This window comes from Streptomyces alboflavus (genome assembly GCF_000716675.1).
Classification (GTDB): Bacteria; Actinomycetota; Actinomycetes; order Streptomycetales; family Streptomycetaceae; genus Streptomyces; species Streptomyces alboflavus.
The window spans coordinates 87,560-113,426 of the sequence record NZ_JNXT01000001.1 but is presented as its reverse complement, the minus strand read 5'-3'; the positions used below and the strand labels follow the sequence as shown (position 1 = coordinate 113,426).

The 25,867-nt window shown below is 72.8% G+C and carries 19 protein-coding genes; 9 read left to right on the top strand and 10 right to left on the bottom strand.

The genetic code is table 11. From position 1 onward, the window contains the following. Nucleotides 1–9 precede the first annotated feature (9 nt). From OO63_RS00480 to OO63_RS00465, 4 genes are read right to left on the bottom strand one after another with little or no spacing between them, the layout of a single operon-like run. Entirely contained in the window at nt 10–492 is a 483-nt protein-coding gene (locus OO63_RS00480) for a GNAT family N-acetyltransferase (RefSeq protein ID WP_030356122.1), read from the bottom strand. Continuing rightward, nucleotides 489–1,997, bottom strand: a complete 1,509-nt coding sequence (locus tag OO63_RS00475) for a tripartite tricarboxylate transporter permease (RefSeq protein ID WP_030356121.1) — start codon at nt 1,995–1,997, stop codon at nt 489–491. Before OO63_RS00475 ends, OO63_RS00480 begins: the two co-directional genes overlap by 4 nt. A 1-nt stretch (nt 1,998) precedes the next feature. Continuing rightward, entirely contained in the window at nt 1,999–2,544 is a 546-nt protein-coding gene (locus tag OO63_RS00470) for a tripartite tricarboxylate transporter TctB family protein (RefSeq protein WP_051810392.1), read from the bottom strand. Then, nucleotides 2,541–3,542, bottom strand: a complete 1,002-nt coding sequence (locus OO63_RS00465) for a Bug family tripartite tricarboxylate transporter substrate binding protein (RefSeq protein WP_030356119.1) — start codon at nt 3,540–3,542, stop codon at nt 2,541–2,543. Before OO63_RS00465 ends, OO63_RS00470 begins: the two co-directional genes overlap by 4 nt. Before the next feature lie 158 nt (nt 3,543–3,700). Between OO63_RS00465 and OO63_RS00460 the strand changes: the two genes are divergently transcribed. Together OO63_RS00460 and OO63_RS00455 are read left to right on the top strand one after the other, a co-directional pair. Further along, on the top strand, nt 3,701–4,387 hold the full coding sequence (locus tag OO63_RS00460; RefSeq protein ID WP_030356118.1) for a response regulator: 687 nt from the start codon (nt 3,701–3,703) through the stop codon (nt 4,385–4,387). Nucleotides 4,388–4,576: 189 nt separating this feature from the next. Next, nucleotides 4,577–5,614, top strand: a complete 1,038-nt coding sequence (locus OO63_RS00455; RefSeq protein ID WP_030356117.1) for a lytic polysaccharide monooxygenase auxiliary activity family 9 protein — start codon at nt 4,577–4,579, stop codon at nt 5,612–5,614. 103 nt (nt 5,615–5,717) lie between these two features. Here the strand turns inward: OO63_RS00455 and OO63_RS00450 are convergent, their stop codons facing one another. Next, nucleotides 5,718–6,587, bottom strand: a complete 870-nt coding sequence (locus tag OO63_RS00450; protein WP_030356116.1) for an esterase/lipase family protein — start codon at nt 6,585–6,587, stop codon at nt 5,718–5,720. A gap of 216 nt (nt 6,588–6,803) precedes the next feature. Continuing rightward, the gene (locus tag OO63_RS00445; RefSeq protein WP_051810391.1) at nt 6,804–7,493 is read right to left on the bottom strand and encodes a pentapeptide repeat-containing protein; all 690 of its coding nucleotides are present in this window, start codon (nt 7,491–7,493) and stop codon (nt 6,804–6,806) included. A gap of 568 nt (nt 7,494–8,061) precedes the next feature. Between OO63_RS00445 and OO63_RS00440 the strand changes: the two genes are divergently transcribed. From OO63_RS00440 to OO63_RS00420, 5 genes are all read left to right on the top strand, one after another. Beyond that, complete coding sequence (locus OO63_RS00440; RefSeq protein ID WP_157853924.1) at nt 8,062–8,766, top strand: hypothetical protein; 705 nt, start codon at nt 8,062–8,064, stop codon at nt 8,764–8,766. Continuing rightward, nucleotides 8,763–10,301 (top strand): DNA polymerase Y family protein, encoded by a 1,539-nt coding sequence (locus tag OO63_RS00435; protein WP_030356113.1) that lies wholly within the window; start codon nt 8,763–8,765, stop codon nt 10,299–10,301. The genes OO63_RS00440 and OO63_RS00435 overlap by 4 nt, the downstream gene beginning before the upstream one ends. After that, entirely contained in the window at nt 10,294–13,398 is a 3,105-nt protein-coding gene (locus OO63_RS00430) for an error-prone DNA polymerase (protein ID WP_030356112.1), read from the top strand. Before OO63_RS00435 ends, OO63_RS00430 begins: the two co-directional genes overlap by 8 nt. A gap of 221 nt (nt 13,399–13,619) precedes the next feature. After that, entirely contained in the window at nt 13,620–15,011 is a 1,392-nt protein-coding gene (locus OO63_RS00425) for an MFS transporter (RefSeq protein WP_030356111.1), read from the top strand. Continuing rightward, entirely contained in the window at nt 15,008–16,228 is a 1,221-nt protein-coding gene (locus OO63_RS00420; RefSeq protein ID WP_030356110.1) for an FAD-dependent monooxygenase, read from the top strand. The genes OO63_RS00425 and OO63_RS00420 overlap by 4 nt, the downstream gene beginning before the upstream one ends. A gap of 55 nt (nt 16,229–16,283) precedes the next feature. Here the strand turns inward: OO63_RS00420 and OO63_RS00415 are convergent, their stop codons facing one another. The 3 genes from OO63_RS00415 to OO63_RS00405 are packed head-to-tail and all read right to left on the bottom strand — an operon-like array spanning nt 16,284 to nt 20,549. Further along, nucleotides 16,284–16,955 (bottom strand): response regulator transcription factor, encoded by a 672-nt coding sequence (locus OO63_RS00415; RefSeq protein WP_030356109.1) that lies wholly within the window; start codon nt 16,953–16,955, stop codon nt 16,284–16,286. After that, entirely contained in the window at nt 16,952–18,298 is a 1,347-nt protein-coding gene (locus OO63_RS00410; RefSeq protein ID WP_030356108.1) for a sensor histidine kinase, read from the bottom strand. Before OO63_RS00410 ends, OO63_RS00415 begins: the two co-directional genes overlap by 4 nt. Before the next feature lie 7 nt (nt 18,299–18,305). After that, nucleotides 18,306–20,549: an MMPL family transporter gene (locus OO63_RS00405; RefSeq protein ID WP_030356107.1), complete on the bottom strand. Its 2,244-nt coding sequence runs from the start codon at nt 20,547–20,549 to the stop codon at nt 18,306–18,308. Nucleotides 20,550–20,793: 244 nt separating this feature from the next. On the opposite strand from OO63_RS00405, the gene OO63_RS00400 reads away from it, so the two are divergent. Both OO63_RS00400 and OO63_RS00395 read left to right on the top strand, forming a co-directional pair. Then, nucleotides 20,794–21,822, top strand: a complete 1,029-nt coding sequence (locus tag OO63_RS00400) for an ABC-2 transporter permease (RefSeq protein WP_030356106.1) — start codon at nt 20,794–20,796, stop codon at nt 21,820–21,822. An 82-nt stretch (nt 21,823–21,904) separates the two neighbouring features. Continuing rightward, nucleotides 21,905–23,050 carry an AAA family ATPase gene (locus OO63_RS00395; RefSeq protein WP_030356105.1) on the top strand — a complete coding sequence of 382 codons (1,146 nt, stop codon included), beginning with the start codon at nt 21,905–21,907 and terminating at the stop codon, nt 23,048–23,050. A gap of 108 nt (nt 23,051–23,158) precedes the next feature. On the opposite strand, the gene adhE is transcribed toward OO63_RS00395, so the two are convergent. Then, a complete protein-coding gene (adhE, locus tag OO63_RS00390; RefSeq protein WP_030356104.1) occupies nt 23,159–25,750 on the bottom strand; it encodes a bifunctional acetaldehyde-CoA/alcohol dehydrogenase in 2,592 nt (863 codons plus the stop codon). Nucleotides 25,751–25,867: the final 117 nt, after the last annotated feature.

Here is a 25,867-nt window from a genome sequence, read left to right as displayed (position 1 = left end):
AGTCCGGCTTCAGTCCGTGAGCCGCTTGCGGTAGTGGAAGCGGTCGTAGACGCCCTCGACGCGCCGCTCCACGAAGTCGTATCCGAACCGGGGATAGATCTTCTGGTTCTCCCACATCATCGCGTTGGTGTAGAGCCGGATCTCGGGCAGCCCGAGGCCCCGGGCGTGCGCCTCGACGAATTCGAGGAGGACGCGCCCGAGGCCCTGCCCGGCCGCGTCGGGGTGGACGGCGATGTTGTCCAGGTAGAGGTGGTCCTCGTGGGCGTAGAGGACCACCAGGCCGACCACCGGGTCCCCGGTGACGTGCACCCGCCCCGCCGCCACGTTCGCGGCGTGGTCGGACTCCATGGGGGCGGGCACCCGGCCGATGCGTTCTATGTAGTGGTGGTACGCCGCGTCGGTGACCGCCTTCACGGCGGGCACGTCGGCGGCTTCGGCGAGGCGGAGGGGGTGCGTGGCGGTGCCCTCGGCCGCGTTGGCTCTGTCTGTCATTCCGTCACGTTACGACGGGACTTCAGCAGGCCGCCCGCCAGTTTCCGCAGCAGCGGCCACAGCACGATCAGCGCGACGACGGCGTACACGGACACCGAGAACGGCGTGTCCACCAGACCGCTGACGCTGCCGTCGCTGATCTGCAGGGCGCGGCGCAGCTGTTGTTCGGCGTTGGGTCCGAGGATGACCCCGATGACGGCGGGCAGGACAGGCAGTCCGTAGCGCCGCATGCCGAAGCCGATCAGGCCGATGACGAGCAGGATGACCAGGTCGAGGGCCTCGCCGCCGACCGCGTAGGCGCCGACGGCCGCGAAGAACAGGATGCCCGCGTAGAGGTAGGGCCGCGGGATGCGCAGGAGCTTCGCCCACACCGGGGCCAGCGGCAGGTTCAGGGCGAGGAGCAGGACCATGCCGACGAACAGGGACGCGATCAGGCCCCACACCAGCTCCGACTCGCGTTCGAAGAGCAGCGGTCCGGGCTGGATGCCGTACTGCTGGAAGGCGGCCAGCATGACGGCGGCGACGGCGGTCGTGGGCAGGCCGAGGGTCAGCATCGAGACGAGGGTGCCCGCCGCCGACGCGGAGGACGCGGACTCCGGTCCCGCGACGCCCTCGATGGCGCCCTTGCCCCACTCGTCCTTGTGCTTGGACAGGCGTTTCTCGGTGGCGTAGGAGAGGAAGGTGGGGATCTCGGCGCCGCCCGCGGGGATCGCGCCGAAGGGGAAGCCGATGAGGGGGCCGCGCAGCCAGGACTTCCAGGTGCGCTTGACGTCCTTCTTGCCGAGCCAGGGGCGGCCGACGGGGATGGCGTGCCCGCTGGTGCGGCGCAGGTGTGCGGCCACCCACAGGGCCTCGCCGATCGCGAAGAGCCCCACGGCCACGATCACCACGTCGATGCCGTCGGCGAGTTGGAGGGAGCCGAAGGTGAGGCGCTGCTGGCCGGTCATCTGGTCGAGGCCGACCAGGCCGAGGGTGAGGCCGATCAGCAGGGATGCCAGCCCCCGGATACGGGAAGAGCCGAGCACCGAGGTCACGGCGATGAACGCGAGGACCATGATGGCGAAGTAGTCGGGCGCGCCGATGTCGACGGCGAGGTCGGCGACCTTCGGGGCGAGCGCGACGAGCAGGACAGTGCCGATCATGCCGCCGGCGAAATGGCCGATGGCGGCCGCGGCGAGGGCCTGGGCGCCGCGCCCGGACTTGGCCATGGGGTTGCCCTCGATGGCGGCGACGACGGCGGCGCTCTCGCCCGGTGTGTTCAGCAGGATCGAGGTCGTGGAACCGCCGAACATGGCGCCGTAGTAGATGCCCGCGAACATGATGAACGCGCCGGTGGGTTCGAGCCCGTAGGTGACGGGGAGCAGCAGCGCCACGGCCATGGCGGGGCCGATGCCGGGCAGCACGCCGATGGCCGTGCCGAGGAGCACGCCGACGGCGGCCCACAGGAGGTTGATGGGGGTGAGGGCGGTGCCGAAGCCGTCCATCAGGGAGCTGAAGGCGTTCATGTCACAGCACTCCCATCAGGGGGCCGCCGGGCAGCGGCACTCCGAGCAGATTGTTGAAGACGGCGTACGTGACCAGGGAGAGCCCGGCGGCGATGAGCGGGTCGCGGTGGAAGGCGCGGCTGCCGAGGGCGTAGGCCGCGCCCCAGAAGAGGAGTGCTCCGGCGACGGGGAAGCCGACGGGTTCGATGAGGACGGCGGTGGCGAGGAAGACCCCGGCGAGCAGCAGGACGGTGCGCCAGTCGGCGGGCTCGGACAGGTCGATGTCCTCGCCGCCCTCGGCCTCCCCGCGGCCGCCGCGCAGCACGTCGACGGCGAGCAGGACGGCGACGACGAGCAGGCCGGTGCCGACGGCGACGGGGACGGTCCTCGGGCCGACGGGGCCGCGCTGGGTGAGGGCGACGTCCATGGTGAGGGCGTCGGTGAGGACGACGGCGCCGAGGGCGAGCAGCATGACGCAGACGCCGAGTTCGGAGTGTTCCCGCAGCCAGGCGCGGCGGGTGGAGGCCTGCGCGGCGGGGGGTTCGATGGGTGGTTCGGTGGTGGTCACAGTCCCAGCTCCTTGAGGACGGACACGACGCGCTTGTCCTGGGCGTCGAGGAAGTCGCCGAACTTGTCGCCAGTGAGGAAGGCGTCGTCCCAGCCGTTCTTCGCCAGGGACGCGCGCCACTCCTTGGAGCCGTGCAGCTTGCGGACGAGCGCGGTGAGCTTGTCGCGTTCGGCGTCGGAGAGGCCGGGCGGGGCGACGATGCCGCGCCAGTTGGTGAAGTTCACGTCGTAGCCGGACTCCTTGAGGGTCGGCCCGTCGAGGCCCTTGACCCGCTTGGGTCCGGTGACGGCGAGCAGCCGCAGCTCACCGGACTTGATCTGGTCCAGGTACTCCCCCACGCCCGAGACGCCGAAGGCGACCTTGCTGCCGAGGATGGAGGCGAGGAGTTCACCGCCGCCGTCGAACGGGATGTAGTTGACGTCCTTGGGCGGGATCCCGGCGGCGCGGGCCATGAGCATGGGGGCGATGTGGTCGGGCCCGCCGGGCGCGGAGCCGCCGCCGACGGGCATCTTCCCGGGCTTCTTCTTCCAGGCTTCGACGAGCTGCCCGATGGTCTTGTACGGGGAGTTCTTGGAGACCACGACGACGTCCTGTTCCTCGGTGAGGCGGGCGATCGGGGTGGTGTCGGCGAGGGTCTTGGGGGCGTGGTTGGAGCGGGCCGCGCCGACGACGCCGAGGCCCATGGACATCGCGAGCTTGCCGTTGCCGTGCTCGCCCACCAGGCGGCTGAGGCCGACGGTGCCGCCGGCGCCGGGCAGGTTGAACACCTCGATGTTGTGGGTGAGTCCGGCGTCCTCGGCGTTCTTGGCGGCGGTGCGGGCGGTGATGTCGTAGCCGCCGCCGGGGGTGTTGGGGACCATGAGGCGCAGGCCGGGGATCTTCGTGCCGGTGTCGTCGCCGCTGCCCGTGGTGAGCAGCGGCGGGCCCACGAGGACGAGCAGCGCGGACCCGAGCAGGGCGAGGGGGACGCGTAGTCGCCTGGGGGTGCGGAGTCGCACGGGGTGCCACCACCTGTCTGACCGGATACTTGTGTGAAGTGGCCCACATGTTGCCCACGCGTTAAGAAGCTGTCTCTCTTCCGGAATCAACGGACGTTGTGGTCCTTGTGGTCGCGCTCGTAACCTGCGGCGACGACGAGGGGCGAGGGGGCCTGGCGATGACGAGGGTGCTGGTCGTCGACGACGACTTCATGGTCGCCAAGCTGCACGGCCGGTACGTCGCCACGGTGGCCGGATTCGCGGTGGTGGGAGTGGCGCACAGCGGCGCGCAGGCGCTGGCGGCGGCGGAGCGGCTGCGGCCCGACCTGATCCTGCTCGACGTGTATCTGCCGGACATGGACGGCATCGCGGTGCTGCGGGAGCTGCGGGCGGCGGAGGAGCGGGACCCCGGGCGCGCGCCGGTGGACGTCCTGTTCATCACGGCCGCGCGGGACGCGGAGGTGGTCCGGGCCGCGCTGCGCGCCGGGGCCCTGCACTATCTGATCAAGCCCTTCAACCAGGCGGCCCTGCAGGAGCAGCTGCGGCACGTCGCGGCCCTGCGCGCCCGCCTCGACGGCCTCGCCGAGGCCCGGCAGGAGGACGTCGACCAGATCTTCGGCCCCCGCCCGCCCGGCTCCCGTGAACTCCCCAAGGGCCTCGCCCCGCACACCGCGGACCTGGTGGAGCACACCCTGCGCGCGCACCCCGCGGGACTGTCCGCCACGGAGTGCGCCGAGGCGGGCTCCCTCTCCCGCGTCAGCGCCCGCCGCTATCTGGAGTACTTCGCGGACACGGGCCGCGCGGAGGTGACCCTCAAGTACGGCGGGGCGGGGCGGCCGGAGCGGCGGTACCGGTGGGTGGGGTGACCTGACCTGAGGGCAGGCTGAGGGGGTCCTTAACGCGAGCATAAGGATCGCCTCCAGCCGGCCCCAGCAGGCGAATTCGGGGATCCGGGCGGCTAGCTTGCTGATCGCCGCGAGGTTCGCGCCCCGCCCGCCGCGGGGCCCGTGCCCCGTCCGCCCCCACCTGTTCGCCGCCCTAGGAGAGATCCCCCCATGACCGCTGCTCGCAAGGTCGCCGCCATCGCCACCGCGGGTGTCGCCCCGCTCGCCCTGACCGTGTTCGCCGCGGCGCCCGCCGCCGCGCACGGGTCGATGACGGACCCGGTGAGCCGGGTGTCCGCCTGCTTCCAGGAGGGGCCGGAGGCGCCGAAGTCGGCCGCGTGCAAGGCGCTGGTGGCGGCCGGCGGGACGCAGGCCCTGTACGACTGGAACGGCGTCAACATCGCCAACGCCGCGGGCAAGTCGAAGGAGATCATCCCGGACGGGAAGCTGTGCAGCGCCGGGAACGACAAGTACAAGGGGCTCGACCTGCCGCGCGCCGACTGGCCGTCGTCCAGGCTCACCGCCGGCACCCACACCTTCAAGTACCGGGCCACCGCCCCGCACCGGGGCTCCTTCGAGCTGTACGTCACCAAGGACTCGTACGACCCGAAGAAGCCCCTGAAGTGGTCGGACCTGGAGGCGCGGCCCTTCGCGAAGGTCACCGACCCGAAGCTGGTGAACGGCAGTTACGTCTTCCAGGGGAAGGTGCCCGCCAAGTCCGGCCGCCACCTGGTCTACTCGATCTGGCAGCGCTCGGACTCCCCCGAGGCCTTCTACACCTGCTCCGACGTGGTGTTCGGCGGCAAGAGCGGCGGCGGATCGGGCACGGGGGCCGCGGCGCCCGTCGCCTCCGCGCCCTCCGAGAAGGACATAGCCGACGGCGCGGACAAGTCGTCCGTGGAGCACCGCGGCCACGGCGACAGCGACGCGAAGACCGGGCCGAAGGTCACGGAGGCGGAGCCCGCCGAGGACGCCGGGAACAGCGGGGACGACGCGGCTGCCGAGCCCGGCGGGTCCGGGAACCAGCCGGAGGTGAAGGGTGCCGCGGGCAAGCCCGTCGCGGCCGACGAGAACCTCGCCGAGACCGGCGGCGACAGCACCACCCCGTACCTCGCGATCGGCGGCGCCGCGGTGCTCGCGGTCGGCGCGGCCACGATGTTCGCGACGACTCGCCGCCGCGCGGCCACCGGCGGCCGTCACAGCCGCTGACCTGGTCCTCCCGGCCGTGTGGAGGTCATTCCGCGGCCAGGGAGAGGTGAGGGCCGCCGCCACCCCGGACGCGGGGTGGCGGCGGCCCTTCGCGCGACCGCTCCTACGACAGGCAGGTGGTCGGTTTCGCGTGGGCCGGGTCGAGGGCGTTCGCCACCTCGTGGTGGGCGACCCGGTCCAGGATGCCCACCGCCACGTGCTCGGAGAGGTCCACCGCGCAGAGGTCCTGTACGACGACGTTGCGCACGTCGGGGCCGTTCAGGAACTGGGAGCGGTACGGGGTGACGACCTCGTCGTACTTCGTGGCGATGACGGTGTAGCGCACGCCGGGGACGGTGTCGCCGCCCGCGTTGAGCTTGGTGAGGAACTTCGATCCGGCGATCTGGTCGGCGAGCGCCGGGGTGGCCGCCGAAAGCAGGTCCTCCGCGCCCGGGAAGAAGGGCAGCAGCTTGGTCAGGCCGAGCAGGGTCGTGCCGTGGTTGTCGGGCGCGAGGCCGATCAGGGCGTTCACCTTCTCGGCGCCGCCGAGGAACTTCAGGTAGTGGCGGGGCATCATGCCGCCCTGCGAGTGCCCGACGATGTCGACCTCCCTGGCGCCGGTCGCCTTCAGCACCTTGTCGACGTAGGTGTCGAGCTGTCCGGCCGACTTGTCGATCGGGCCGAGGCCGTGGAAGAAGGGCACGCCGGGCAGTTGGCCGTAGTCCAGCGAGAAGACGCAGTAGCCGCGCTTGACCAGGTAGGGCGCGAGGACGAGCCAGTTGTCCACGGAGTTGCCGAAGGTGCCGTGGGCGAGGACGACCGGGCGGGGGTGGGCGGCGGACGGCTTGCAGCCGTAGTCGTTCCAGCCGCTCGACACGGCGGCGGTGCGCGAGGAAGCGGATTCGGCGGCCGTGGCGGTGGGGGTGAGCGTGGCGGCGCCCGCGACGATCAGGGCGGCGGTGAGCGCGCGCAGCGCTCGTCTCCAGGGCAGCATCGGGTGATCTCCTTGCGGCTCAGGGGAGTGCGAGGACTGGGTAACGATCGCCCTGTGACCCGGGACACGAGGTTGACGTGGTCACGCTAAATTACGAGCCGGTAGTGCAAGTGTGAAGTTACGCGCGGGTAAAAATCGCGGCGAAATCCAGCGATCACTGGCACGGTCACGGCACGGCCGCCCACACCGACGCCGCGTGACGGCGCGCGGCCCCGCTCAGGCGTCCGCCACCCGCAGACCGGCCAGGTCCGCCAACGCCGGTGCCAGCTCCAGGAGTTGGATGCCGCTGATGGTCGCCCCGCGCAGCCCGTCGAGGCCCGATGCGATGCCGAGGGCCGCCGCCCCGCTCAGGTCGGCCCGGTCCACGGTGACGTTGTCGAAGCGGACGCGCTCCAGCGTCGTACCGGGAAAGGAGACCCCGCCCAGGCGCGCGCCGCCGAAGTCGACATCGCGCAGCAGGCAGTCCACGAAGGCGACGTCGCGCAGCTCGGCCGCGCGCAGGTTGACCGAGTCGAACTTGCAACGGTGGAAGATCACTCTGCGCAGCCGGGCGCCGTACAGCTCCACCCCGGCGAGCAGCCCCGCGCCCGCCTCGCAGTCCGTCCACTGGGTCTCGGCGAGGTCGGTGCCCACCCAGCGGGTCTGCCACGTCCAGACGTCGGTGAAGCGGACCCGGCGATACCGCCCGCCCTCGACGGCCACCGAGGAGAAGGCGCACTCCAGGAAGACGCTGCCGCCACCGTCAAGATCGACGAAGTCGCCCCCGTCGAAGTGCACGGACTCATGATCCCCGTCCCGCCCGAGCTCCCCGCCGAACACCTCGAGGCGGTGGGCGAACGGAAGGTCGGCGAGGCTCCGGGGCGCGGGGACGGGAGGAGGGGTGGCGGGGCGCGGGGTCGCGGGCATGACAGATCCTCTCCGAGGGGCGGAGTCGAGGGTGGGGACGAGGGGCGGAATGCCGTTCGTTGTATCGCGCCCGGGCGGCGGCGACCCAATCGCGCGGCGCGGAACCCCTGTCGCCGTCGCCCGAGCCGTCGCGGCGAGACGCCTTCAGGGAAGGCGGCGAAATCACCATAAACCACCCATTCGAAATGTGAGGTACGTCACCAGGCAAGGGGTGCGACGGAAGCCCGGACACCCTCAACTCGCATACGAGACAGGGGAGTTGACGGCTTCGAGGTGCCCTCACCCGACCTCCGCCCCGGTTCCCTCAAACGGATCCTGCGCCGTACCGCCCGGCAGACGACGAGCGGCCTCTCGCGGCGTTTCGCGCTCCGGCCCGATGGGAGCGGCGATGCGCCGCCGCTCGCCGCCGGACACACCGGCCCGCCCCGGCGAGAAAATTCACCCAGGGCGTACTCGGAGGGCGATCCCCTTACAGGCAAAGCGGGTTGGTCCCGTGGGGCGGACGGGGGCCCAGGGGCGCCGGTGAACTCGTCTTGCAATATTCGAACTGTTGTCCGATGCTCGAATCATGGCGTCAGCAGTACCGGTCCCCAGCAGGGACGATGCGCGAAACGGCGCCGGGTTTCCGGTGGCCTCCGAGCTTGAGTGCCTCCTGCCCGGCGGCCGGCTGCGCCCCGGCTCGGCCGTGAGCGTGGGCCAGGACCTCCCGCTGCTGCTCGCCCTCGCCGCACCGGCCGCCGCCGAGGCGGGCGCGTGGGCGGTGGTCGGGCTGCCCCAGCTGGGGGTGCTCGCCGCCGATTCGATGGGGTTGAACGTCGGCACCGGACTGTGGGTGGACCACCCCGGCAAACGCTGGCCCGATGTCGTCGCCACGCTCGCGGAGGCCGTGCCGGTGCTGCTGCTCGGTCCGCTCGGCCCAGCTCCCGATCGGCAGGCCCGGCGGCTCGCGGCCGTGCTGCGCCGTACCGGAGCGGTACTGCTCACCACGGGAGCCTGGGCGGGTGCCGAGCTGCGGATGGCGGTGACCGCGTCGCACTGGGAAGGCGTCGGCGCCGGGCACGGGCTGCTGCGGGCCCGGCGCGTGCAGGTCGTGGCCACCGGCCGCGGCGCGGCGGGCGGTGCGCCGCGCACCGCCCGGCTGTGGCTGCCCGGCCCTGACGGACGGGCCTGCCCCTTCGAGAACATCCCTGATGCCGTGGACACCCCGGCCGACGCGCCCGATGCCGCGCCGTCCGGTGAAGCACGCCACGGCGGTCTGCACGTCGTCGGATGAGTGCCATCGAACGAGTCGCCTGTGCCTGGTTGCCCGACTGGCCCATCGTCGCCGACGGCAGCAACCCCGACGGGGCACGGGCGACCGCCGTCGTCGGCGGCGGGAAGATCGTCGCCTGCTCCGCCGCCGCCCGGGCCCTCGGAGTGCGGCGCGGGATGCGGCTGCGGCAGGCGACCGGCCGGGCACCCGGCCTTGAGCTGTCCGAACGGGACGTGGAGGGCGAGATCCGCTGCTTCGAACCGGTCCTGCAGCACCTGGAGCAGCACATCGCCCCCCGTTGGGAGGTGATCCGCCCCGGGCTGCTCGTGCTGCCCGCGCACGGTCCCGCCCGCTACTTCGGCGGCGAGCGAGCGCTCGCCGACCGGATCACCGAAGCGATCTCAGCCGTCGGCTTCACGGTGCGCGTGGGCGCCGCGGACACCGTCTTCGCCGCCGCGCTCGCCGCCCGTCAGGGCCGGCTCGTCCCGGCGGGGCGGACGGCTCGGTTCCTCGCCCCGTACCCGGTGGGAGTGCTCGGCCGCCCTGAGCTCGCGGTGCTCCTCACCCGGATGGGACTGCCCACGCTGGGCGCCTTCGCGGCGCTGCCCGGCGACAGGGTGACCGCCCGCTTCGGCACGGACGGCGCGGCCGCCCATCGCATCGCCCGCGGCCTCGAAGCGCGCGGCCTGAGCACCCGGGCGCCCGGGCAGGACCTCACCGTCGCCCACCAGTTCAAGCCGGCCGTGGCCCTGCTCGAGCCGGTCGCGTTCGCGGCGAAGGAACTCGCACGGCAACTGCACGAACGCCTTGCCGCGGCCGGCGCGGTGTGCGCCCGGATCGAGGTCGCCCTCGAGCTCACCGGCGGGAAGCGGCTGACCCGGCTGTGGCGGCACGAGGGGAAGCTGTCGGAGCTCGCGGTCGCCGAGCGGGTGCGCTGGCAGCTCGCCGCCTGGCAGGAGACCGGCGCCCTGGCCGACGACGGCGGCCCCGCCGCGGGCATCGTCCGGCTGGCGCTGCGCCCGGAGGCGCTGAGCGCGGCGACCGGCCGCCAGCAGCAGCTGTTCGGCGCGTCGGGGATCGCGGAACTGGAGGCCGCCGCCGCCCGTCTGCAGGCGATGCTCGGGCACGACGCCGTGACCCGGGTCGCGCTCGGCGGCGGCCGGGGACCCGCGGAGCGGGCGATACGCGTGGCCTTCGGCGACGTACCGCCCGAGAACCGGCTGCCCGACGGGCCCTGGCCCGGCCAGCTGCCCGCCCCGTACCCCGCTTGGGTGCCCGCGCAGCTGGAGCAGGCCCGGCTGCTGGACGCCCAGGGCGAGCCGGTGGCGATCTCGGCACGCCTGGTCCTGTCCGCGCCACCGGCCCGGCTGATCGTCAAGGGCCACCGGCCCGTCACGGTGCGGGGCTGGGCGGGGCCGTGGCCGGTACTTGAGCAGTGGTGGAACACCGTCCGGGCCCGCCGCCTGGTCCGGATGCAGGTCGTCACCGAGGCGGGCCCGGCCTGGCTGCTCGTGCTTGAGCAGGGCCGATGGTGGGCGGAGGCACACTATGGGTGAGGTGCTGCGGCTGCCCGCCCGGGGCCGCGTCGCGTCACCGGTCCCGGCCGGGTGGGCCGAGCTGCACGTGCACTCCTCGTTCTCGTTCCTGCAGGGCGCGTCGGACCCGGAGGTGCTTGCGGCGGAGGCGGCACGCCTCGGCGTCGAGGTGCTCGCCGTGACCGACCGGGACGGGCTCTACGCCGCGCGCCGACTGGCCTCCGCCGCGCGCAGGCACGGCCTTTCCGCCGTGTACGGAGCGGAGTTGAGCCTGCCCGAGCCGTACGGGCCCGTACTCGTCCTCGCCCGTGACCTGACCGGCTTCACCCAGCTGTCCGCGCTCATCAGCGCCGCCCAGCTCGCCGGCGCCAAGCAGCAGCCGGCGCACGACCCGGCGCGGCTCGCCGGAGCGGTACGGGACGGGCACCTGGCAGTCCTGACCGGCTGCCCCGGGGCCGGTGCGCGCCGCCTCGAAACGCTCCTCGGTCTTCTGGGCCCCGAGCACCTGCACGCCGAGCTGATCGACCACGCCCTGCCCACCGACACCCCGCGCAACGACGCCCTGCACGCCGCCGCCCGACGACTCGGCCTGTCCGTCGTCGCCTCGAACGCCGTGCACTACGCCCGCCCGCGCGACGCCCGGCTCGCCCAGGCCCTGACCGCGCTGCGCCGCCGCGAGGACCTGGACCACGCCGCCGGCCATCTGCCCCCGGCACCCACCGCGCATCTGCGCGCCCCCGACGACATGGCCCGGCGCCTGGCCCGCTACCCCGGCGTACGGGAGGCCACCCTGGAACTCGGCCGCGCCTGCAGCGTCGACCTCGCCGAACTCAGGCCCGAGCTGCCCGGCTTCCCCGCGCCGCCCGGCCACACCGAGATGTCGTACCTGCGCGAGCTCGCCGTCCAGGCCGCCGAGCGCCGCTACGGTCCGCGCGCCGGCGCGCACACGGCCTGGATCCAGCTGGAGCACGAGCTCACGGTCATCGACCGCCTCGAGATGGCCGGCTACTTCCTGATCGTGTGGGACATCGTGCGCTGGTCCATGGACCACGGCATCTGGTGCCAGGGCCGGGGCTCCGCCGCCAACTCCGTCGTCTGCTACGTCCTCGGCATCACCGCCGTGGACCCGGTCAAGCACCAGCTGCTCTTCGAGCGGTTCCTCTCCCTGGAGCGGGCCGAGACCCCGGACATCGACATCGACTTCGAGAACGCCCACCGCGAGAAGGCCATCCAGTACGTCTACGAACGCTGGGGCCGCAGCCATGCCGCCCAGGTCGCCAATATCATCACGTACCGCCCCCGGCTCGCCGTCCGCGACGCCGCCCGCGGGCTCGGCTACCCCCTCGGCCGGATCGACGAGATGACCCGGCACATCCAGCATCACGAACCCCCGGGCGAGGACGCCGACATACCCGACGACGTACGCGAACTGGCAGCGGAACTCACCGGGTTGCCCCGCCATCTCGGTGTGCACTCCGGCGGCATGGTGCTGACCCGGCGCCCGATCGGCGAGGTGATGCCCGTCGAGTGGGCCACCGCCGAGGGCCGCAGTGTGCTGCAGGGCGACAAGGAGGACGTGGAGGAGGCGGGCCTGGTCAAGATCGACCTGCTCGGTCTCGGCATGCTGTCCGCCCTGCACACGACCTGCGACCTGATCGCCGAACACCACCACGTCCGCTACGACCTGGCGTCCATACCGGCCGACGACCCCGGCGTCTTCGAGATGATCTCGCGTGCGGACACCGTGGGTCTCTTCCAGGTCGAATCACGAGCGCAGATGTCGACGCTGCCGCGCCTGAGACCCCGTGACTTCCAGGACCTCGTGGTCGCCGTCTCGCTGATCCGCCCCGGACCGATCCAGGGCGGGTCCGTCCATCCGTATCTGCGCCGAAGAGCCGGCAGCGAGCCGGTGAGCTACCCCCACCCACTCGCCGAGCGGGCCCTGAAGCGCACTCTCGGAGTCCCGCTCTACCAGGAGCAGATGATGCTCCTCGCGATGGACTGCGCGGGCCTCGGCCCCGGCGAGGCCGACACCCTGCGCAAGGCGCTCACCGCCAAGCACGCCCCCGAGCGGGTCGCGGAGCTGCGCAGACGGCTGCTCGCCGGGATGGCCGAGCGCGGCATTCCGGAGCAGGCCGCCGAGGAGCTCTACACGATGATCCAGGCGTTCTCGGGCTACGGCTTCCCCGAGTCGCACTCCCAGTCGCTCGCGCACATCGTGTACGCCTCGGCCTGGCTGAAGCTGCACTACCCGGCCGCGTTCATCGCCGGTGTGCTCGCCAACCAGCCCATGGGCTTCTACTCGCCGCTCACCCTGATCGGCGACGCCCGCCGCCGCGGCGTCCGGGTCCACGGTGTGGATGTGACCCGCTCGGGTCCGCGGGCCGGGCTCGAGGCCGACGGGGACTCCCAGGGCGGCCGGGCCATCCGGCTCGGCCTCGGCGGGGTACGGGGGATGTCGGACGCGGCGGCGGCGGAGGTCGTCGCCGGACGGCCGTACCGGGACCTCGAGGACTTCGCCCGGCGCACCCGGCTGTCCGCAAGGGTCCTGGAGAACCTCGCCACCGCGGGCGCACTCGCCGCGTTCGGCGTGGACCGGCGTGAAGCGCTGTGGGCGGCCGGGGCGTTGGCCGGTGTCGACGACAGCTTCCTACCCGGGGCGACCACCCCGCCCACGGCCCCGGACCTGCCCGCCATGACCGCGGTGGAGCAGACCTTCGCCGACCTGTGGGCCACCGGGTCGAGCCCCGACAGCCACCCCGTGCAGCACCTCCGCGCCCACCTGGAGGCGGGCGGTGTGGTGACCGCGGCCGAGGTGCGGCGGCTGCCGGGCGGCACCCCGGTCACCATCGGCGGCCTCGTCACGCACCGCCAGCGCCCGCCCACCGCGAAGGGCACCTGCTTCCTCAACATCGAGGACGAGACCGGCATGACGAACGTGATCGTGCCCCCGCCGGTCTGGGACGCCCATATGAAGCTCGCCGTCGACAACGCCGGCCTCTTGGTCCACGGCCGCATCGAACGGGCCGACGGCGCGGTCAACCTGGTGGCCCGCCGCCTTGAACCGCTGGTCCTCACCCACCCCGGCTCGACGGGCAGGTCATCGCGGTCATGGTGACGCCGGCAGGACGCGGCGGGGCACCGCGCCTTTCGGGAGCCGGGCCCCGCACCGGCCCGTAGTGCGCAGGCACCAGGGCGGGTCCGGGCTGGTCCGGGCGCACCAGGGGAAGACGGCGGCGGGGGACGATGCCCGGCCGGGGGGCCGGAGGCGAGTGTGGGAGACGCGCGCATCCCGCAGGTGAGCGCGCTCGCCCGCACCCCACGACGAACGGGACACCCATGTCCGTAACTGTCCTTCCCCCGGCCCGCGTCGGGAGGTTCTCGATCGCGGCCCTCGGCATCCTGGCGCTCGCCCTCGGCACCCTGCAGTCCGTGGTGGAGCCCGCGCTCCCCCAGCTGCAGAGCGAGTTGGGGGTCAGCCCCGCCGAAGGGGCCCTCATCGGCAACACGTTACTGATCACCGGTGCGGTCGTCGCACCCGTCGCGGGCAAGCTCGGCGACCGCTACGGCGGCAAACGCGTCCTCGTCCTGCTGATGGCCGTGGTCTCGGCCGGCGGCTCGCTGGCCGCCCTGGCGCCGAACCTGCCGGTGCTCCTGGTCGGCCAGGTGCTGCAGGGCGTCATGGTCGGCGCGCTGCCCCTCTCCTTCATCCTCGTACGCAAACACCTCTCGCCGGCTGCGTCACGGCTGGCGATCGGCCTGGTCATGGCGCTGTTCACGGGCGGCGGCATGGTGGGGACGCTGAGCGCGGGGCCGATCTCCGACGGGCTCTCCTGGCACTGGATGTTCGCGCTGCCGACCGTCGCGATCGTCGTGACGACGGCGGCCGTGGCGCGGCTGCTGCCGCACGATCCGCCGGTCCGGGCGGACACCGGGATCGACTGGCCCGGCGTGGTGCTCCTGAGCGGCACGCTGCTCGTGTTCATGCTCGGGCTCGTGAAGGTGACGGGCTCCGGCCTGCCGCCCCTCGCGGTCGGTGCCCTCGCGCTGGTCGTGGTCGCCCTCGCGACGGGCTGGGTCGTCGTCGAGCGCCGGGCGGCCTCGCCGATGGTCGATCTGCGCATGCTGGCCCGGCCCGCCATCTGGCATTCGTGCGTGCTCACCTTCGTCGTCACCGCCGCCTTCGGGATGGTGGCCTTCCTGCTCCCGCAGCTGTTCGCGCTGGAGGCCGACGGGTACGGCTTCGGGCTCGGCACCACCGAGATCGGCCTGCTCCTGCTGCCCGGAGCCGTCGCCGGGGCGGTCAGCGACTCCGTCGGCGGGGTCGCGGCGCGGCGCCTCGGTCTGCGTACCGTGCTCGTCGCGGGCGCCGTCGTCACGACGGCCACGACGCTCGCCCTGGCGTCGCTGCACACCGCTCAGTGGCAGCTCGCCCTCGCGAAGGTGCTGACCGCGATCGCCGCGGGCGTCGCGTCCACGGCGCTGCTCACCCGCGCCGCCACCGCCGTCGAGACCGAGGACACCGGCATCGCCACCGGCCTGCTCGTGGTGACCCGGGTGATCGGCGTCGCCATCGGCGGCCAGGTCGGCGGCGCGATCCTCGACGCCGGGGCCGACCGGACGGGTCTGCCGGCCGAATCGGCCTTCGCCACCGGCTTCGTCGTCGCCGGTCTCGTCGCCGCCCTGGCACTGCTCGTCGTCCGCGTCACCAAGAAGGGAACCCAGGCATGACCTCTGTCGATCTGTCGATGAACACGAGGACGGCGGCCGCGCGGCGCACCGTCCTGATCTCGGGCGCCAGCATCGCCGGGCCCGCCCTGGCGTACTGGCTGCGCCGCTCCGGACACACGGTCACGGTGGTGGAGAAGGCGGGGGCGCTGCGCGGCGGCGGCTACCCGGTCGACATCCGCGGCACCGCGACGGAGGTGGTCCGGCGGATGGGGATCCTGCCGCGGCTGCGGGACGCGCACATCGACCTGCGCCGCTTCACCTTCCTCGACGCCGACGGCTCGACCGTGGCCTCGGTCGACGGGCGCGCCGCCGCCGGCGCCGAGGGACAGGACCTGGAGGTACGTCGCGGGGATCTGGCCGAGGTCCTGCACGCGCTGGTCCGCGACGACGTGGAGTTCCTCTTCCGCGACTCCATCGACACCCTCGACCAGTCCGGGCACGGGGTCGACGTGACGTTCCGCAGCGGGCGGCAGCGCACGTTCGACCTGGTCGTCGGCGCCGACGGCATGCACTCGGCCACCCGGAACTCCCTGTTCGGCCCCGAGGAGCGCTTCCACCGCCACCTCGGTCAGTGCTTCGCCGTCTTCACCATGCCGAACGCCTTCGGGCTCTCCCGCGAGCTCATGATGTGGAACACCCCGGGCAGGGCCGCGGCCCTCTACGCCACCGGGGGCGACGAGCTGCACGCCTTCCTGACCTTCCACCGGCCGCGACCGCCGCTCGCCGCCCGCAGGGACCCGGACGCCCAACGGGACCTGGTCGCCGCGGTGTTCGCCGACGCCGGATGGGAGGTCCCGGCCATGGTCGAGGCCCTGCGCGGCGCGGACGACCTGTTCTTCGACACGGCGGGACAGATCCGCATGCCCCACTGGTCGAGCGGCCGCGTCGTCCTCGTCGGCGACGCCGCGTACGCCCCCTCGTTCCTGACCGGCCAGGGGTCGAGCCTCGCGCTCGTCGGCGCCTACGTGCTCGCCCACTCCCTGGCCGCGCACCGGGACCCCGCCGCGGCCCTCACCGCGTACGAGCACGGTGTCCGCGATTTCGTGACCCTGAACCAGGCCCTGGTCGACAACGGCGGGGCCACGCTCTTCCCCACGACGGCCGAGGCCCTGGAGCGACGCAACACCATGCTGCGCGGCCTCGACGCCATGCCGTCGGCGACGGCACGACCGGCCCACTCGGCCCTGACGCTGCCCGAGTTCGCCCCGGCGCCGTGAGCCAGGGCCTGTCCGACGGGCCGGCGCGGCGCCGTGCCGGCCCATCGGACAGGCCCTAGTCGCCGGTCGCCCGGGCCAGGCCCGTCCGGTAGGCGATGACGACGAGCTGGGCCCGGTCGCGGGCCTCCAGCTTCGTCATGGCGCGCTGGACGTGGGCGCGGACGGTGAAGGGGCTGAGGAACATCTGCTCGGCGATCTCCTGGTTGGACAGGCCGGTCGCGACCAGGGCCACCATCTCGCGCTCGCGCGGGGTGAGTACGGCGAGCTGCTCGGGGCGGCGCGTCGGGGCCTCGTCGGGCGTGGCCAGGAACCGGGTCACCAGGGAGCGGGTCGCGGCCGGGGACAGCAGGGTGTCGCCGTCGGCGATCGTCCGCACGGCCGCCAGCAGGTCCTCGGCCCCGATGCCCTTGCCGATGAAGCCTCCGGCCCCCGCGCGCAGCGCCTGCGCGACGTACTCGTCGGTCTCGTACGTGGTGAGGATCAGGATGCGGCTGCCCCGCAGTTCGGGGTCCGCGCAGATCTGCGAGGTGGCGGTGAGGCCGTCCACCTCGGGCATCCGGATGTCCATGATCACCACGTCCGGGCGCAGCTGCCGGGTGAGCCGCACCGCCTCCCTGCCGTCGGCGGCCTCGCCGACCACGGTGATGTCGTCGGCGGAGTCGAGGAGCAGCCGGAAGGCCCCGCGCAGCAGGGCCTGGTCGTCGGCGAGCAGCACGCGCAGGGTCATGGCGCGCCTCCGGCCTCGCGCTCGCCCGTACTCCCGTCGTCCTTCGCTGTGTCCGGCATGTGTCCCTCGATGGTCGTGGCTCCGTCGGTCGTGCGCGTGGTGTCCTTGGCGGGCGGCAGGGGCAGTTGGGCACGGACGAGGAAGCCGCCCTCCGGGCGTCTGCCCGCGGAGAGCCGGCCGCCGATCGCGGTGGCACGTTCGCGCATCCCGATCAGACCGTAGCCGGGCGGGCGGTCCGTCGTCGTGCCCGCACCCGGTCCGGTGGCCGCGGTCGGCGCTGTACGCCCGCCCCTTCCGTCGTCGGCGACGGTGACGGTCACGCGGTCGCGGCTCCAGGCGAGGTGCACCCGGGCGCTGCCGGTGCCGGCGTGCTTGGTGACGTTGGTGAGGGCTTCCTGGACGATGCGGTAGGCGGTGAGGTCCGCTCCCGGTGGCAGCGGCCTCGCCGTGCCGTCCTGGTGCACCGACACGTCAAGGCCCGCGCGGCGGAAGGACTCCAGGAGCGTGGGCAGCCGGGACAGGCCGGGCGCGGGTTCGGCGGGCGCGGCCGGGTCCCCGGACTCCGTGTCCCCGGTCTGGCGCAGCAGGCCGACCGTGGCCCGCAGGTCGTCCAGCGCGTCGCTGGTGGTCTCGACGAGTTCCTTGAGGCTCTTGCGGGTCTGCTCCGGGCGGGTGTCGAAGAGGTGGGCGGCGACCGTGGCCTGCGCGTTGGCCAGGGTGATCTGATGGGCCACCAGGTCGTGCAACTCCCGGGCGATGCGCACCCGTTCCTCGGCCACGCGTCGGCGCGCCTCGCTGTCCCGGCTCTCCTCGGCCCGCAGGGCCCGCTCCTCCACGGCCGCCAGATAGGCCCGCCGGTTCTGCACCGAGCGCCCGAACACCCCGGCCACCAGCGGGAACGCCGCCACCGCCGCCACCCTGCTCGCGTCCTTCCAGGAGAGCGCGCCGAACAGGGGGGTGGCGGCGAGCAGGAGTGCCGCGGAGATGAGCAGGACCGCGCCCGCCGCGCGCCGTTCGTTGCGCACGGTGCGGGCGTAGGAGTAGGCGGTGATCACGGCGGGGGCCACGGTGAGCGGGCTCAGCAGGAGGCCGAGGGGCGGCACCAGCATGGCGCTCGCGCTGGTGACCGCCATGACGGCCAGGGGTGCCCGGTGCCGCAGCGGCAGCACGGCACTGGACACCACGGCGATGAAGTAGGCGGCGACGGACGGCGGTGACAGGGGTCCGTCGTCGTCCCGCAGCACACCGCCGAGGAGGCAGAGCGCGAACGCCGTCGCCGTGACCACTGCCTCCCGCCACCACGCGCCGCGCGGTCGCGGGCCACCGCCGTCCGTGTGCGTCATGGCCGGCTCAGTACCGGTGCCGGCCGACGGGGAGCGGCTGCGCCGCCGCGTCCGGGGCGGTCGCGGGGGCGGGGACGTGCCTGCTCAGCTTCTCGCCCTCGATGTCCACGTTCGGCAGCACACGGCTCAGGATACGGGGCAGCCACCAGGCCCGGTGGCCGAGCAGCGCGAGGACCGCGGGCACGATCGCCATGCGGACCACGAAGGCGTCGAAGGCGACGGCGGCGGCGAGGCCGACGCCCATCGTCTGGATGGTGGGGCTGCTCATCCCGATGAACCCGGCGAACACGCTGACCATGATGATCGCCGCCGCGGCCACCACCCGTCCGCTGTGCCGGAATCCGGTCACGACGGCCTCGCCGGGCGACGCGCCGTGGACGTACGCCTCCCGCATCCGGGTGAGCAGGAAGACCTCGTAGTCCATGGCGAGGCCGAACACGATCCCGATGACGAGGATCGGCATCAGCGACATCACGGGGCCGGTCTGTTCGATGCCAAGGAGGTCCGCGCCCCAGCCCCACTGGAAGACGGCGACGAGGACGCCGAAGGCGGCACCCACCGAGAGCAGGAAGCCGAGCGCGGCCTTGACCGGGACCAGGAGCGAGCGGAACACCACCATCAGGAGCAGCACCGCGAGGCCGATGACCACGGCCAGATAGGGCACGAGGGCGTCGGACATGGCCTCGGAGATGTCGATGTTCATCGCGGTGTTGCCGGTCACCAGGACTCCGGCGCCCGTGGCGGCCTCGACGCCCGAGACCGCGCCCCGGATCTCGTTCACGAGGTCCTTGGTGTCGCCGCTGTTGGGCGCGGTCTTCGGTACGGCGGTGAGGACGGCCGTGTCCTTGGTCTTGCTGAGCACCGGGGCACCGACCGAGGCGATCCCGTCCATGTCCCGCACGGTCTTGACGACCTGGTCCGTGGCGGCCCGTGTGTCCGCCGCGTCCGAGGCGTCCACGACGACGGTCAGGGGTCCGTTGAAGCCGGGCCCGAAGCCGTCCGACAGCAGGTCGTAGGCGCGGCGCTGGGTGGTCTCCACCGACTTGGACTCGTCCCCGGGCAGCCCGAGTTCGAGGCTCAGCGCCGGGGTCGCGACGGCGCCGAGGCCGAGGCCCGCGACCATCAGGACGGCCACGGGGCGGCGCAGCACGAACCGCGCCCAGCGGGTGCCGAGCCCGGGGCGGCCGTTCTCGGCGGACGCCGGGTGCGCGCTTCCCGGCCGGTCGGCCCTGCGCGCGGTGCGGGACAGCACGCGGCGGCCGAAGAAGCCGAACAGCGCGGGGACCAGGGTCAGTGCGACGAGTACGGCGAGGGCCACGGCGCCCGCGCCGCCCAGGCCCATCTTGGTGAGTTCGGGGATGCCGACGACGCCGAGGCCGACCAGGGCGATGAAGACGGTCGCCCCGGCGAAAACGACGGCGGACCCGGCCGTGCCCGCCGCCCGGCCCGCGGCCTCTTCCGGGTCGCTGCCGCGGGCGCGTTCGTCGCGGTAGCGGGAGGTGATGAAGAGGGCGTAGTCGATGCCGACCGCGAGGCCCAGCATCAGCGACAGGATGGCGACGGTGTCCGTCAGGCCGAGGGGCACGGCGAGCGCGGAGACGAGGCCGAAGGAGATGGCCACGCCGACGAAGGCGGTGAGCAGCGAGAGGCCTGCCGCGACCAGCGATCCGAGGGTGAGGACGAGGACGACGGCCGCCACCGCGACGCCGATGATCTCCGTCGTGCCGCCCGGTGCCTCTTCCGCCTCCAGGGCCGAGCCGCCGATCTCCACGGTGAGCCCGGTGTCCCTGGCCTTGCTCGCGGCGTCCTCCAGGGCGCTCTTGGTCTCCGCGGTCAGGTCACGGGCGTCCGCGCTGTAGGTGATCGTGGAGTAGGCGATGGTGCCGTCCTTGCTGACGGCTCCGGTCCTGTACGGGTCGGTGGTCGACGCGACCTGGTCGCCTCCGTCCAGCGATCCGAGGGTGTTCTCGACGGCGGCCTTGTTCTCCCTGGCCGTCACCCGCTGTCCGTCCGGAGCCTGGAACACCAACCGGGCCTCGGCTCCCTGGGCGTTGCTCTCGGGGAAGCGCTCGTCGAGGAGGTCGAAGGCCTCCTGCGACTCGGTGCCGGGCATGGAGAGGTCCTCTTCCTCCGCGGCCGGCGCCACGGCGGCGGCCACCACGGCGAGGAGCAGGGCCCCCAGCCACAGACCGCCCACGAGACGGCGCCGCCGGAAGGCCCACCGTCCGATCCGGTACAGAAAAGTCGCCACCTGTAACTCACTCCAGACGCCGCTAGACAAGTGCGTGCAAGCGCGGGATTCGCGCGCTTCCCACCGTTGCCTCCGGCGCCCCTGCCGGGCATCGTCACCTGCCGCCGTCTTGCCCTGGTGCCCCCGGACCAGCCGCTGCGGTGTCCTGGTGCGCACGCACTAGGACCTGTCCGACGGGTCGGCCCCGTCATCCATTCGGCCCACCCCGCCTGCGTGACCCCCGGGCGCCTCGGAGCGTGGGGGCATGACCTTCGCCGACGAGTTGAAGAGCGCCGTCACCCCGCGAGCAGCCCTGCTGGTCGTCGGTGTGCTGGCCCTCCAGCTGCTGTTCATCGCCTCCTACGTGGGCGCGCTGCACCATCCGAAGCCGCGGGACGTGGCCTTCGGGGTCGTCGCGCCCGGCGACGCGGCCGCGCAGACCAGGGACAAGCTGGCGAAGCTGCCCGGCGAGCCACTGGACCCGCGCGTGGTCAAGGACGAGGCGGAGGCGCGTCGGCAGATCATCGACCGGAAGATCGACGGCGCCCTGATCGTCGACCCCCGGGGCACCACCGACACCCTCCTGGTCGCCTCCGGCGGCGGCAAGGCCCTCGCCAACGCCCTGGAGATGATCGCCGTCAAGGCCGACGGCGCCGAGAAGCGCTCGGTGCGGCCCGTCGACGTCGCCGCGGCCTCGCCCCAGGACTTCAACGGCCTGTCGTCGTTCTACCTGGTCGTCGGCTGGTGCGTGGGCGGCTATCTGTGCGCCTCGATCATGTCGATCAGCGCGGGCTCGAAGGTCGCGAACCCCCAGCGTGCGGCGATCCGGCTCGGCGCCATGGCCCTGCTGGCCCTCGCGGGCGGGCTCGGCGGCGCGGTCATCATCGGCCCGATCCTGGGCGCCCTGCCCGGCTCGATCATGGCCCTGTGGGGCCTGGGCGCCCTGGTCACCTTCGCGGTCGGCGCGTTCACGCTGGCCCTGGAGGCGATCACGGGCGTCGTCGGCATCGGCCTGGCCGTCCTCGTCATCGTGGTGGCGGGCAACCCCAGCGCGGGCGGCGCCTTCCCACTGCCGATGCTGCCCCCGTTCTGGGAGGCGATCGGCCCGGCCCTGCCACCGGGCGCGGGCACCTGGGTGGCCCGCTCGATCGCGTACTTCCAGGGCAACGCGGTGACGGGCCCGCTCCTGGTGCTTTCGGCGTGGGCGGTGGCGGGAACGGCGGTGACACTGCTGGTGGCGACGCGCAGACGAACAGCTGCCAGCCAGGCACCTGTCAGCCCGTCCGGCGTTTGAGGACGAGGCGCGAAGCGCCGAAAAGGGGGGCCAGGGGCGCAGCCCCGTGTGACTGTCAGACCCACCTGCAACCCTGAAGACCATGATCCGCACACTCGCCGTCGAAAACTACCGCTCCCTGCGCAAACTGATCGTCCCCCTGGACCGCCTGAACGTCATCACAGGCGCCAACGGCACGGGCAAGTCCAGCCTGTACAGAGCCCTTCGCCTGCTGGCGGACTCCGCGAGCGGGGGCGCCGTCGCCGCCCTGGCCAGAGAGGGCGGCCTCCCCTCCGCCCTGTGGGCAGGACAGGCCAAGGCGGAGGCGACGAGCATGCGCCTGGGCTTCGCGGGCGACGAGTTCGGCTACGCGGTCGACTTCGGGCACCCCGTCCCCACGTCGGGAGAGGGCGCGACCCCGTCCCTGTTCAACCTGGACCCGGAGATCAAACGGGAGTGCACCTGGGCGGGCCCGGTGCTCCGCCCCGCCGCACTGCTCTGCGACCGCGCGGGCCCGGCGGTGCGCACGCGGACGGCGGACGGCGGCTGGCACCGCACGCAGGGCCTGCGGCCGTACGACAGCATGCTGAGCGAGCTGGCGGACCCGCAGCTCGCGCCCGACCTGCTCCGGCTGCGCGAGCTGATCCGCTCCTGGCGGTTCTACGACCACGTCCGCACCGACGCCGACGCGCCCGCCCGCGCCGCCCGCGTCGGCACCCGCACGCCGGTGCTCGGCCACGACGGCGCCGACCTGGCGGCGGCCCTGCAGACCATCCGCGAGATCGGCGACACGGGGGCGCTCGACGCGGCTGTGGACGACGCGTTCCCGGGCACGCGGGTGCGGGTCGAGGACAACGGCGGGCGGTTCGAGGTGCGGCTGCACCAGCGGGGGCTGAACCGCCCCCTCGGCGCGGCCGAGCTGTCCGACGGGACGCTGCGCTATCTGCTGTGGGCGGCCGCGCTGCTCACGCCCCGGCCGCCCTCGCTCCTGGTCCTGAACGAGCCGGAGACCAGCCTCCACCCGGACCTGCTGCGCCCCCTCGCGGACCTGATCCTGCACGCGGCCAAGGACACCCAGATCGTCCTGGTCACCCACGCCGACCCGCTGGCGGAGGCGGTGGCGAAGGGCGCCCGCCGCCACCGCGTGGACGTCAACTCCGTAGAACTGGTCAAGGAGTCGGGCGAGACGAAGGTCGCGGGCCGCGAGAGCCTTCTGGACGAGCCGCTCTGGTACTGGCCCAAGCGGTAGCTGCTCCGTCCGCGGGTCGTGGGGGCTGGTCGCGCAGTTCCCCGCGGCCCGTCAGGGGCGCGGGGAACTGCGCGCTCAACCCCCAACCCCCGCAGGGGACAACGAACCTCAGACCGCACCCTCCACCCCGTAAAACGCCCGCCGCATCAACTGCTCCATCTCGGAGAGAACCGGCATCCGCGGATTGGCAGGCGCGCACTGATCCGCGTAAGCGTTCCTCACCTGCTGAGGCAGCGCATCGATGAAGGCGACCTCGTCCACCCCCGCCTCCCGGAAGGAGGCAGGAATCCCGCACCGAGCCCGCAGCTCCTCGACGGCCCGGGCGTAGGACTCGACCCCCTCCTCCGGCGTGGCCGCCGCAAGGCCCAGCATCCGGGCGATCTCCTGGAACCGCTCCGGCGCCCGGTACACCTCGGCCTTGGGCCAGGGCGTGGCCTTGCCGGTCACGGTGCCGTTGTGCCGGATGACATGCGGCAGCAGCACCGCGTTGGTGCGGCCGTGCGGAACGTGGAACGTGTTGCCGAGCGTGTGCGCCATCGCGTGCACGAGGCCGAGGAAGGCATTGGCGAAGGCCATGCCCGCGACGGTCGAGGCGTTGTGCATCTTCTCGCGGGCCTCGGGGTCGTCCGCCCCGTTCACCACGCACCGCTCCAGGTTCTCGAAGATCAGCTTGATGGCCTGGAGGCAGAGCCCGTCGGTGTAGTCGTTGGCGTACACGGAGACGTACGCCTCGGTGGCGTGGGTCAGGGCGTCGAAGCCGGAGTCGGCGGTGACGGCCGGGGGCAGCCTGAGCGGCAGGACCGGGTCGACGATGGCGACGCTCGGGGTGAGGGCGTAGTCGGCGAGCGGGTACTTCTGCGCGGCCTCGGGGTCGGAGATGACGGCGAAGGGGGTCACCTCCGAGCCGGTGCCCGAGGTCGTTGGAATGGCGACCATCCGCGCCTTCTCCCCCAGGCCAGGGAAGCGGAAAGCCCGCTTCCTGATGTCGAAGAACTTCTCCTTGGTGTCGGCGAACTCGACCTCGGGGTGCTCGTACATCAGCCACATGACCTTGGCCGCGTCCATCGGCGAACCACCGCCGAGGCCGATGATCGTGTCCGGCCTGAAGTCCCGCATGCGGGCGGCGCCCGCGCGCACGGTGGCGAGTTCCGGGTTGGGCTCGACGTCGTCGATGACCTGCACGGTGACCGGCTCCGGGCGGGCGCCCAGGATGTCGGTGACCTTCCGTACGAAGCCGAGGTCGGACATCGTCCGGTCGGTCACGATCGAGACGCGCTCGACGCCCTCCATCTCGCCGAGGTGGCGCAGCGCATTGCGCTCGAAGTAGATCTTCGGCGGGACCTTGAACCACTGCATGTTGGTGTTCCGCCGTCCGATCCGCTTGACGTTGACGAGGTTGACCGCGGAGACGTTGTTCGACACCGAGTTGTGTCCGTAACTGCCGCAGCCGAGGGTGAGCGAGGGCAGGAAGGCGTTGTAGACGTCGCCGATGCCGCCGAAGGTCGAGGGCGCGTTGACGATGACGCGGACCGCCTTGACGCGCCTGCCGAACTCCTCCGCGAGCGCCTCGTCCTCGGTGTGGATGGCGGCGCTGTGCCCGAGGCCGTGGAACTGGACCATCCGCGCGGCGAGTTCGAGCCCCCGCTCGGTCGACTCCGCCTTCAGCACGGCCAGGACGGGCGACAGCTTCTCGCGGGTCAGCGGCTCGCCCTCGCCGACCTCCGCGCACTCGGCGAGCAGGATCTGGGTGCTCTCCGGCACCTCGAACCCGGCCTGTTCGGCGATCCAGTGCGCGGACTTCCCGACGACGTCCGCGTTCAGCCTCGCGCCCGCGCAGTTCGCGGCGAACGCCGTGGTGCCGAAGACGAACTCCTCCAGCTTGGTCTTCTCGGCCGCCGACACCACGTACGCGCCGAGCCGCTGGAATTCGGCGATCCCCGCGTCGTACACCTCCCGGTCGAGAATGACCGCCTGCTCGGAGGCGCAGATCATGCCGTTGTCGAAGGCCTTGGAGAGCACGACGTCGTGCACGGCGCGGTTCAGCTTGGCGCCGCGAGTGATGTACGCGGGTACGTTGCCCGCGCCGACGCCGAGTGCGGGCTTGCCGCAGGAGTAGGCGGCGCGGACCATCGCGTTGCCGCCGGTGGCGAGGATGGTGGAGACGCCCTCGTGGCGCATGAGGAGGCCGGTGGCCGCCATCGACGGGGCCTCGATCCACTGCACGCAGTCCTCGGGCGCCCCGGCCGCGACCGCGGCGTCGCGCACGATGCGGGCGGCCTCGGCGGAGCACTTCTGGGCGCTCGGGTGGAAGGCGAAGACGATCGGGTTGCGGGTCTTCAGGGCGATGAGGGCCTTGAAGACGGTGGTGGAGGTGGGGTTGGTGACCGGGGTCATCGCGCAGACCACGCCGACCGGTTCGGCGATCTCGGTGATGCCGTTCAGCTCGTCGCGGGAGATCACCCCCGCGGTCCTCAGGCCGCGCATCGAGTTCACGACGTGCTCGCACGCGAAGAGGTTCTTCACGGCCTTGTCCTCGAAGAGGCCGCGCCCGGTCTCCTCGACCGCCAGCCGGGCCAGCTCCCCGTGCGCGTTCAGCGCCGCCAGGGAGGCCTTCGTGACGATGTGGTCGACCTGTTCCTGGTCGTAGGACTCGAAGCGGGCGAGCGCGGCGACCGCCCTGCGGACAAGACCGTCGACCATCTCCTCGGCCTCCTCGGCGCGCACGTCCTCGGCGCGCACCTCCTCGGCACGCACCTCCTCGGCGCGCGCGTCCTCGGCCTGCGTCTCCTTCGTCTCCATGGCAGGTACTCCCTCTTC

Bases quoted from the DNA above. Each gene is read 5' to 3' on its own strand.
- OO63_RS00475 (WP_030356121.1), bottom strand. From the start codon at position 1,997: ATGAACGCCTTCAGCTCCCTGATGGACGGCTTCGGCACCGCCCTCACC.
- OO63_RS00455 (WP_030356117.1), top strand. From the start codon at position 4,577: ATGACCGCTGCTCGCAAGGTCGCCGCCATCGCCACCGCGGGTGTCGCC.
- OO63_RS00480 (WP_030356122.1), bottom strand. From the start codon at position 492: ATGACAGACAGAGCCAACGCGGCCGAGGGCACCGCCACGCACCCCCTC.
- OO63_RS00420 (WP_030356110.1), top strand. From the start codon at position 15,008: ATGACCTCTGTCGATCTGTCGATGAACACGAGGACGGCGGCCGCGCGG.
- OO63_RS00400 (WP_030356106.1), top strand. From the start codon at position 20,794: ATGACCTTCGCCGACGAGTTGAAGAGCGCCGTCACCCCGCGAGCAGCC.
- adhE (WP_030356104.1), bottom strand. From the start codon at position 25,750: ATGGTCGACGGTCTTGTCCGCAGGGCGGTCGCCGCGCTCGCCCGCTTC.
- OO63_RS00440 (WP_157853924.1), top strand. From the start codon at position 8,062: ATGGCGTCAGCAGTACCGGTCCCCAGCAGGGACGATGCGCGAAACGGC.
- OO63_RS00425 (WP_030356111.1), top strand. From the start codon at position 13,620: ATGTCCGTAACTGTCCTTCCCCCGGCCCGCGTCGGGAGGTTCTCGATC.
- OO63_RS00415 (WP_030356109.1), bottom strand. From the start codon at position 16,955: ATGACCCTGCGCGTGCTGCTCGCCGACGACCAGGCCCTGCTGCGCGGG.
- OO63_RS00460 (WP_030356118.1), top strand. From the start codon at position 3,701: ATGACGAGGGTGCTGGTCGTCGACGACGACTTCATGGTCGCCAAGCTG.
- OO63_RS00410 (WP_030356108.1), bottom strand. From the start codon at position 18,298: ATGACGCACACGGACGGCGGTGGCCCGCGACCGCGCGGCGCGTGGTGG.
- OO63_RS00430 (WP_030356112.1), top strand. From the start codon at position 10,294: ATGGGTGAGGTGCTGCGGCTGCCCGCCCGGGGCCGCGTCGCGTCACCG.
- OO63_RS00435 (WP_030356113.1), top strand. From the start codon at position 8,763: ATGAGTGCCATCGAACGAGTCGCCTGTGCCTGGTTGCCCGACTGGCCC.
- OO63_RS00395 (WP_030356105.1), top strand. From the start codon at position 21,905: ATGATCCGCACACTCGCCGTCGAAAACTACCGCTCCCTGCGCAAACTG.
- OO63_RS00450 (WP_030356116.1), bottom strand. From the start codon at position 6,587: ATGCTGCCCTGGAGACGAGCGCTGCGCGCGCTCACCGCCGCCCTGATC.
- OO63_RS00445 (WP_051810391.1), bottom strand. From the start codon at position 7,493: ATGCCCGCGACCCCGCGCCCCGCCACCCCTCCTCCCGTCCCCGCGCCC.